The following is a 7,209-nucleotide window of genomic DNA, read 5'->3' as shown; positions in this document are numbered from 1 at the left end:
TGTAGTGTCAAACAAGTTTGAAAATCTATGATCGAGAAATCATCTAAAGATTAGATGTATTTCTTAATCATCGCCTCAATGCTCTCTACGGTACAGTCTTCTTTTACAAGCTCTTCTACCTTCTCACCATCTTTGTAGATCGCCATAACCGGAAGGCCGAGGACCTTCTGAGCGATAGCAAGACGACGTGCCTTGGTGGTGTTCAGGGATGTGAATTTCAGCTTGTCACCGTAGGTGTCAGCGAATTCATGTACCTTCGGCATCAGTGCCTGGCAGGGTACGCAGCCGTCTCCGTAGAAGTCTACGAATACATAGCCGTCTGCTTTTAATACTTCTTCTTCAAAATTTGTCTTGTCCAGATCCAACATGGGAATCATCCTCCTTTTTTGAAAATAATATATATTGCGCACAGCGCACTCAAGAGCCGCTGCTTCGCAGCTTTTGTCCCGCTGCGCGGGACGCTCTTTCGTTCATTGGGCTGGCGCTCAATGCCGCTTGTCAAAAGCTGACCGCCTTACGTGCAAGCACGACGTCTGTCAGCTTCCGCCAACCTAACGCTGTGCTTGTTGCTTTTTAGAAATAGTCGGACATGCTGCGTTCTACCTGTACGGCTGCGATCGCTCCGTCTGCGGCAGCGGTCACTACCTGGCGCAGGCTCTTGATACGAACGTCTCCGGCGGCGTATACGCCCGGAATGTTGGTGTGCATATCATCGTCTGTCTTGATGTAGCCTCTCTCGTCCATATCGATGATGCCTTCAAACGGCTTGCTGTTGGGGATGGTTCCGATGAATCCGAATACACCGAACATGCCGTCCTCTTCGTCAGCCTCTACTGTGGTGATCTCGCCGGTCTTGACGTTCTTCACCTTCATCCACTGAAGGATGTCGTCTCCGCCTACTTCCTCCACAACGGAATCCCACATAAAGTGAAGCTTTGGATTCTTGAACGCTTTCTCCTGGATGGACTTGGCCGCACGCAGCTCGTTCCGTCTGTGGATGATGGTTACCTTTCTCGCGAACTTGGTCAGGTACATCGCCTCTTCCACTGCGGAGTCGCCGCCGCCTACCACATAAACTTCAAAGTCCTCAAAGAAGTTGGCGTCGCAGGTCGCGCAGTAAGATACTCCCTTTCCAAGGAATTCCGCCTCGCCCTTGCAGCCGATGGGTCTTGCGTGAGCGCCGGTGGCAATGATCACATTTCTGCCCTGGTACTCAGCTTTCTCGCTCTTCAATACCTTTACATCGCCGTTCAATTCTACTTCTTTGATCGTATCGGAGACACGCTCAGCGCCAAACTTGGCAGCCTGCTCGGTCATTCTCGCGATCAGGGAAGGTCCTGACTCGCCCTCAACGATCTGTCCAGGATAGTTCTCGATCTCATCCGTGATCGCGATCTGTCCGCCGTCCTGTCCTTTCTCAATGATCAGGACAGAGAGGCGGCTTCTGCCCGCGTACAGTCCTGCCGCCAAACCGGCAGGACCTGCACCCAGGACGATAACATCATAAATCTTGCTCATTTTTCTGTCTCGTCTCCTTTTTCTAAAGTTCTGTGTATACACCAAGCCCCTCCCAGGAGCTTAAGGTATCTGATTACTCGAAGATGGTCTGGTCGTCAACTTCGGTTGTCAGGGCTGTAAGAGCCTTCTCAACGATGTGACGGCGCAGTGCCTTCTCTTCATCTTTATCCAGTGCCGGGTTGCCCAGCGGATGCGGGATCGCGATCGCAGGAACGATCCTGTTGGCGCCAACCGTCATGGAGATCGGCGTTACTGTACAGATATGTACAACCGGAAGTCCAGCTCTCTCGATTTCTTTTACCATCGTTGCACCGCAACGAGTACAGGTACCTCAGGTAGAGGTGAGGATAACTGCGTCAACGCCGTCTGCAACCAGCTTCTTGGCGAACTCTGCCGCGAATGCTTTCGCGGAAGCTACCGCAGTACCGTTTCCAACGGTGGTGTAGAACAGGTGATGGAGTTCTCCGATCACGCCTTCCTTCTCCATATCTCTCAGCACGTCAACCGGAAGTACACGGTCTGCGTCTTCATTAGCATAAACCGGATCGTATCCGCCGTGAGCGGTCTCATAAGTCTCCTCGGTCAGATCCATCACGCCTGTGATGTCATACTCGCCGTAGTGAGAAGCACTGGAGCTCTCGATGTGGTCCGGGTTGCCCTTCGGAACGATACCACCGGAGGTAACCAGAGCGATCTTGGCATGAGCCAGATCCTTCACTGCCGGATTCGGAGCCACACGGTCGAAATCAGGCATCGGATACTCTGTGGTGAACGGCTTATCGGCAAGCTTGGCCAGCAGCATCTTCACCGCACGCTTGGATCCTCTCTCCTCCTCGAAGAAGTTTACACGGATTCCGTTGGGGATATATCCCTCTTCACAGGAAGCGCCTACCGGCTCTCCTCTTCCTACCTTCACGGTAAGAGGAGCCAGCTTCTTCACTGCGTCTCTCATGCCCGCCGCGCTGTTCTTGGTGGAAACAATGTAAACCTTATCCTTGAACATATCTGCGCCCGGGTTCTCTACATACATACCGGTTACTGCCGGGATTCCCAGCTCTTCCTGAACCGCTGCCGCGATGGTTCCGCAGGCAACGCCGTAACGTCCGGCGTTGAAAGCAGGACCAGCTACGAATACGTCCGGAGCAAGTTCCTTTACCATCTTCAGGATCTCTTCCTTAGCGGTATCCAGGTTCTCGTTGAAATAAGAGTCACCGCAGATGATGGTCGCGATGATCTCCGCGTCGTCTTTAAAATTCTGTGTCAGCGCCATACCCGGTCCAACGATCTCGCCTTTGCGGAGCTCTACCGGATAATCTGCCTTCTCTTCTCCACCAATCTGTGCAAAGAACTGATTGATGTAATGTACTACTTTTAACTTAGCCATTTGCTTATCCTCCCTTCCTATCTTGCGCTCAGCTTATTGAAACCAGTCTCGTTTGTGGCACCTGTGAGTACCTGAAGCTCTACTTCCAGAGATCCGTCCTCGCGGAGTGTCTCCTCGCTGGCTCCGGCAATCTTGGTGACATAATCCAGAGTTCCAATTACCTTGTCAAGCTTCGGCAGGATGACTACCTGGTTGGCGTTTCCGCCTGTTACAACCGCGTCTGCCGCAGCATCCGCGTCTGCCAGTGACTGAGATTTGCCATCGCGTCCGGCATACTCGTCGGTGATGATAACGGTCTTCACGCCTTCTGCCTCGATCTTCTTGCAGTTCATAATCAGGTCGGTATCCGGGTTACCAAATCCTTCCTGAGAAACGATCACGCCGTCCAGATCCAGCATCTTACACAGTTTTGCTGTCCAGTCGGAAGAACGCTGCTTGTCTGCCAGGTATACGTTCTCGTTTGTGATGATCTGGCATACAAAGTTGATGGTCTTGCCGTGCTCTTCGAACAGGTCATGTACCACCGGGTTGTTCTCATGTACGTAGGTCGGGTTCTTATCGCAGGCGGATACACAGTTACCGGAAACGATAGCGCCGTCCATTACCTCTGTGGGGCTTAAAATAGTAGGAACGATCTTCTTTGCGTCAACACCGTATACATAGGTATCGTGAAGAAGTCCCTGGCTCTGCAGCATCTGCACATAGGCAACTCTGGGAAGATCCGGATATTTCTCGAAGCCTTCCTTGATGGTGCAGGTCTCGTAAACCTTGGTCTCGTCCGGAGTCAGGTCGCGCGCCAGCTCAGCGATGTAGGTGGCAACACGGAAGCCTGCGAATCTTACAGCCTTCTCATAGTCATGCTGTTTGATGTCGTCAACCGGCTCACATACCATAACCAGGTTCAGTGTCTTGGAGAATGGTGTGTAGTCAGCTCCAGGACCGGTCATGTCGATGATTCCTTCCTGGAATCCAACGATCTTTCCTGCAGTCACTACTGCCATGCCTTTCAGGGCATAGGTCTTTCCTTCTCCTACTGTGTCAACTTTCGCGATCACGCCCGGGAAGACGCCTCCTCTTCCCTCAACCTTTACACGTGGCTCGATGACATCCTTTACCGGAGTGATTCTTACAGACTCACCTGGCTTCGCGATGTCGAATGATACGCTCTTGATCTTCTCGTCTTCAAGAGCAACGGCTTTCACCGCCTCCTCAGATACATAAAGGATTCCGTCTTCGATCTTGGATTCGGACGCGAACTGAATATCCTTGATGTAAATGTGTCCCATTTCTAATCTCACTTTTGGTTCCCTCCTTCAAAAAATTTGATATTATTGTTTAAAAGCTTCATGCTTCTACAACCGTTTCTTAAGCGTCTGCCGACATAATCCCGCTCTCCAGCAAGGTCCAGTCAATGAGTTGGAAATCCTCCAGCACCTTCCCTTTGTACCGGTCCGATTTAAACTCGAACTTTCCGCAGGCGGCAATGGCGTTCTCGATGATCTCCAGGGACCTTACGTCTACCGCCCCTCTTTCCGCCGCTATCATTACGGATTTATAGGGTGTTTCATTAGGCTTTACACTTCCCGAAAGGGGATGTGACAAAAGCAAATGACCTTCGTGGATCTTGTCCCGGACCTCCTGAAGAAGTCCCTCGTAGGAGGTCTCCTTGTAGACAATTCGGTGGGTGTCTCCCAGTTTCTTGAGGACCAGCGGATTGTTTGTCATGATCAGATATTCGTCTCGTTCCATCCTTTTCGCCTCTCGAATTTGATTTTAAATAAAAAAGGACGATTTAAACACTGCATGTGTGTAAGTCGTCCTTTTTCTGTCTTTTGCCCTGATAATATAACGTCTGTTCAAAAAGTCTTATCATACAGCACAAGATTCAGAATGTGGTCCATTTCCCGATCCTTCTGCCTGAAAGTTTCGCCCGTACCGTTCTTACCATTGCAGCTTGGGTTTGCCTCTTCGGCGGCCGGTTTTCCCCGCTCTCTCTCGAAAAATATCGTCCCACGATTTAGTTTTATAGACAGAATTTATAGCTCATTTCTCTCTTCTCTATAATAATACCTGATTGTTAATTCATTTGCAACCGCTTAATGAAATTAAAGTCAATTTATGAAAATTGCATAAATTCCGTCAAGATTTTTGTATGTTTTTGCCAGCGTCCTATACCTGGATCTCCGCCTTTACGCCCAGAAGATCCTTGTTCTCCTCCAGCAGCGGATTTACCACATTCTTCAGGTAGGCTTCCACCTGCACCGCGGAGCGCCCGGTGTATTTCGCCGGGTCCATGGACGCCCTGAGTTCTTCTTCCGTCAGGTTGAACGCCGGATCTGCGGCGATCAGTTCCAGAAGATTGTTGTCCAGGCCCTTCTCCTTCACGTTCCGGCCTGCTTCCATGGAAAGCTCCCGGATCCGCTCATGCAGCTCCTGCCGGTCGCCGCCTGCCTTCACCGCATCCATCATGATATTCTCGGTAGCCATGAAGGGCAGCTCTGCCATCAGATGTTTCTCGATCACCTTGGGATATACCACCAGACCGTCCACTACGTTCAGGCACAGGTCCAGGATCCCGTCGATGGCCAGGAATCCTTCCGGCACACTCAGCCGCTTGTTGGCAGAGTCATCCAGAGTCCGCTCAAACCACTGAGTCGCCGAGGTGATGGCCGGATTCAGCGCGTCGATCATCACATACCGGGACAGGGAAGCGATCCGCTCGCTTCGCATGGGGTTGCGCTTATATGCCATGGCGGAAGAGCCGATCTGGGTCTTCTCAAAGGGCTCCTCCACTTCTTTCAGATGCTGCAGAAGCCGGATGTCGTTGGACATCTTGTGGGCGCTGGCCGCGATCCCCGCCAGTACATTCAGGACCCGGGTGTCCACCTTCCGGGAATAGGTCTGGCCGGAAACCGGATAGCAGGCCTCAAATCCCATCTTCTTCGCGATCATGGGATCGATCTTGTCGATGGTCTCCTGATCTCCTTCAAAAAGCTCCAGGAAGCTGGCCTGGGTTCCGGTGGTTCCCTTGGAACCAAGAAGCTTTAAGCTTCCCTTCACATACTCCAGATCCTCCAGGTCCATCAGGAATTCCTGAAGCCACAGCGTAGCCCGCTTCCCAACGGTGGTAGGCTGGGCAGGCTGAAAATGAGTAAAGGCAAGTGTAGGTTGCGCCTTATAAGCGTCGGCAAATCTGGCAAGCTCAGCGATCACATTGATAAGTTTCTCCCGCACCAGTCCCAGCGCTTCTGACATAAGGATCATATCCGTATTGTCCCCTACATAGCAGGAGGTTGCTCCCAGATGGATGATCCCCTTGGCTTTAGGGCACTGCTGCCCGTAGGCGTAGACATGGGACATAACATCGTGGCGCACCAGATTCTCCCGCTCCTTCGCCACCTCGTAATTAATATCCTCCGCGTGCTCTTTAAGCTCCGCGATCTGCTCATCCGTAATAGGAAGCCCCAGCTCCTTCTCTGTCTCCGCAAGGGCGATCCACAGCTTTCTCCAGGTCCGGAACTTCTTGTCCGGGGAGAAGATATACTGCATCTCTTTGCTGGCATACCGCTCAGAAAGCGGGCTTTGATATCTGTCGTTACTCATCTTCACATTCTCCTTTTTTCACAACCCTATCATAGTATTGGGGGCAAAAAGCTTTTGCCCCCTCTTTTGTCTCTCATTCTATCAGATTTTTTTGATTTTTGCTACCCTTGTGTAAAACGGGAAAGGAATTGTTTCGTCCGCTCCTCCCTGGGATTCTCCAGCACCTCTTGCGGCGTCCCCTGCTCCAGGATCCGCCCTTCGTCCATGAACAGCACCTGGCTGGATACATCCCTGGCAAATGCCATCTCATGGGTGACAATGATCATGGTAGTCTCCTGATCCGCCAGAGACCGGATGACTTTCAGCACCTCTCCGGTAAGCTCCGGATCCAGGGCCGAGGTGGGCTCGTCAAAGCACAGAATATCCGGCTTCAGGGCAAGCGCCCGGGCAATGGCCACACGCTGGCACTGTCCTCCGGATAACTGATGGGGATAATTCTCCATCCGGTCTGCCAGACCCATCTGTCCAAGAAGGACTTTCGCCTCCTCCCGGATCTCCTCGTGGATCTCTTTTTTACGCTCCTTATATCCCGGCTGCTCTTTCGCCAGAAGCTCCTTAGCCAGCATCACATTCTCCAGAGCCGTATACTGAGGGAACAGATTGAAGGACTGGAATACCAGGCCGAAATGAAGCCGCTTCTTGCGGATCGCGGACTCCTGGGTGGTCACCGGGTCCGCCGCGTCAAACAAGGTCTCCCCGCCCAC

7 protein-coding genes and 1 riboswitch are annotated in these 7,209 nt (G+C 51.9%); all 7 genes read right to left on the bottom strand.

Annotation, left to right across the window (positions count from 1 at the left end; translation table 11 throughout):
- Nucleotides 1-50: 50 nt before the first annotated feature.
- A complete protein-coding gene (gene trxA / locus ACML7B_RS09990) occupies nt 51-368 on the bottom strand; it encodes a thioredoxin TrxA (RefSeq protein ID WP_106788591.1) in 318 nt (105 codons plus the stop codon).
- Nucleotides 369-573: 205 nt separating this feature from the next.
- Nucleotides 574-1,518 carry a thioredoxin-disulfide reductase gene (trxB, locus tag ACML7B_RS09985; RefSeq protein WP_106788592.1) on the bottom strand — a complete coding sequence of 315 codons (945 nt, stop codon included), beginning with the start codon at nt 1,516-1,518 and terminating at the stop codon, nt 574-576.
- A 73-nt stretch (nt 1,519-1,591) separates the two neighbouring features.
- Entirely contained in the window at nt 1,592-2,902 is a 1,311-nt protein-coding gene (gene grdB / locus ACML7B_RS09980; protein WP_418541057.1) for a glycine reductase complex selenoprotein B, read from the bottom strand.
- A gap of 17 nt (nt 2,903-2,919) precedes the next feature.
- A complete protein-coding gene (locus tag ACML7B_RS09975) occupies nt 2,920-4,200 on the bottom strand; it encodes a glycine/sarcosine/betaine reductase component B subunit (RefSeq protein WP_197710803.1) in 1,281 nt (426 codons plus the stop codon).
- 67 nt (nt 4,201-4,267) lie between these two features.
- Nucleotides 4,268-4,651, bottom strand: a complete 384-nt coding sequence (locus ACML7B_RS09970) for a GrdX family protein (protein ID WP_418541056.1) — start codon at nt 4,649-4,651, stop codon at nt 4,268-4,270.
- A gap of 146 nt (nt 4,652-4,797) precedes the next feature.
- Nucleotides 4,798-4,910: riboswitch (glycine riboswitch) on the bottom strand.
- A gap of 161 nt (nt 4,911-5,071) precedes the next feature.
- A complete protein-coding gene (gene purB, locus ACML7B_RS09965) occupies nt 5,072-6,505 on the bottom strand; it encodes an adenylosuccinate lyase (RefSeq protein WP_418541054.1) in 1,434 nt (477 codons plus the stop codon).
- 101 nt (nt 6,506-6,606) lie between these two features.
- A partial coding sequence (locus tag ACML7B_RS09960) for an amino acid ABC transporter ATP-binding protein (protein ID WP_418541053.1) occupies nt 6,607-7,209 on the bottom strand: 603 nt, incomplete at its 5' end.

Origin of the sequence: Massilistercora timonensis (assembly GCF_048354975.1) — a bacterium.
Taxonomy (GTDB): Bacteria; Bacillota; Clostridia; order Lachnospirales; family Lachnospiraceae; genus Massilistercora; species Massilistercora timonensis.
The sequence above is the reverse complement of the archived record's forward strand: the minus strand, read 5'-3'. Positions and strand labels throughout refer to the sequence as shown.

Excerpts from the sequence above, each read along its gene's own strand:
- trxA (WP_106788591.1), bottom strand. The coding sequence starts at position 368 with ATGTTGGATCTGGACAAGACAAATTTTGAAGAAGAAGTATTAAAAGCA.
- trxB (WP_106788592.1), bottom strand. The coding sequence starts at position 1,518 with ATGAGCAAGATTTATGATGTTATCGTCCTGGGTGCAGGTCCTGCCGGT.
- ACML7B_RS09970 (WP_418541056.1), bottom strand. The coding sequence starts at position 4,651 with ATGGAACGAGACGAATATCTGATCATGACAAACAATCCGCTGGTCCTC.
- purB (WP_418541054.1), bottom strand. The coding sequence starts at position 6,505 with ATGAGTAACGACAGATATCAAAGCCCGCTTTCTGAGCGGTATGCCAGC.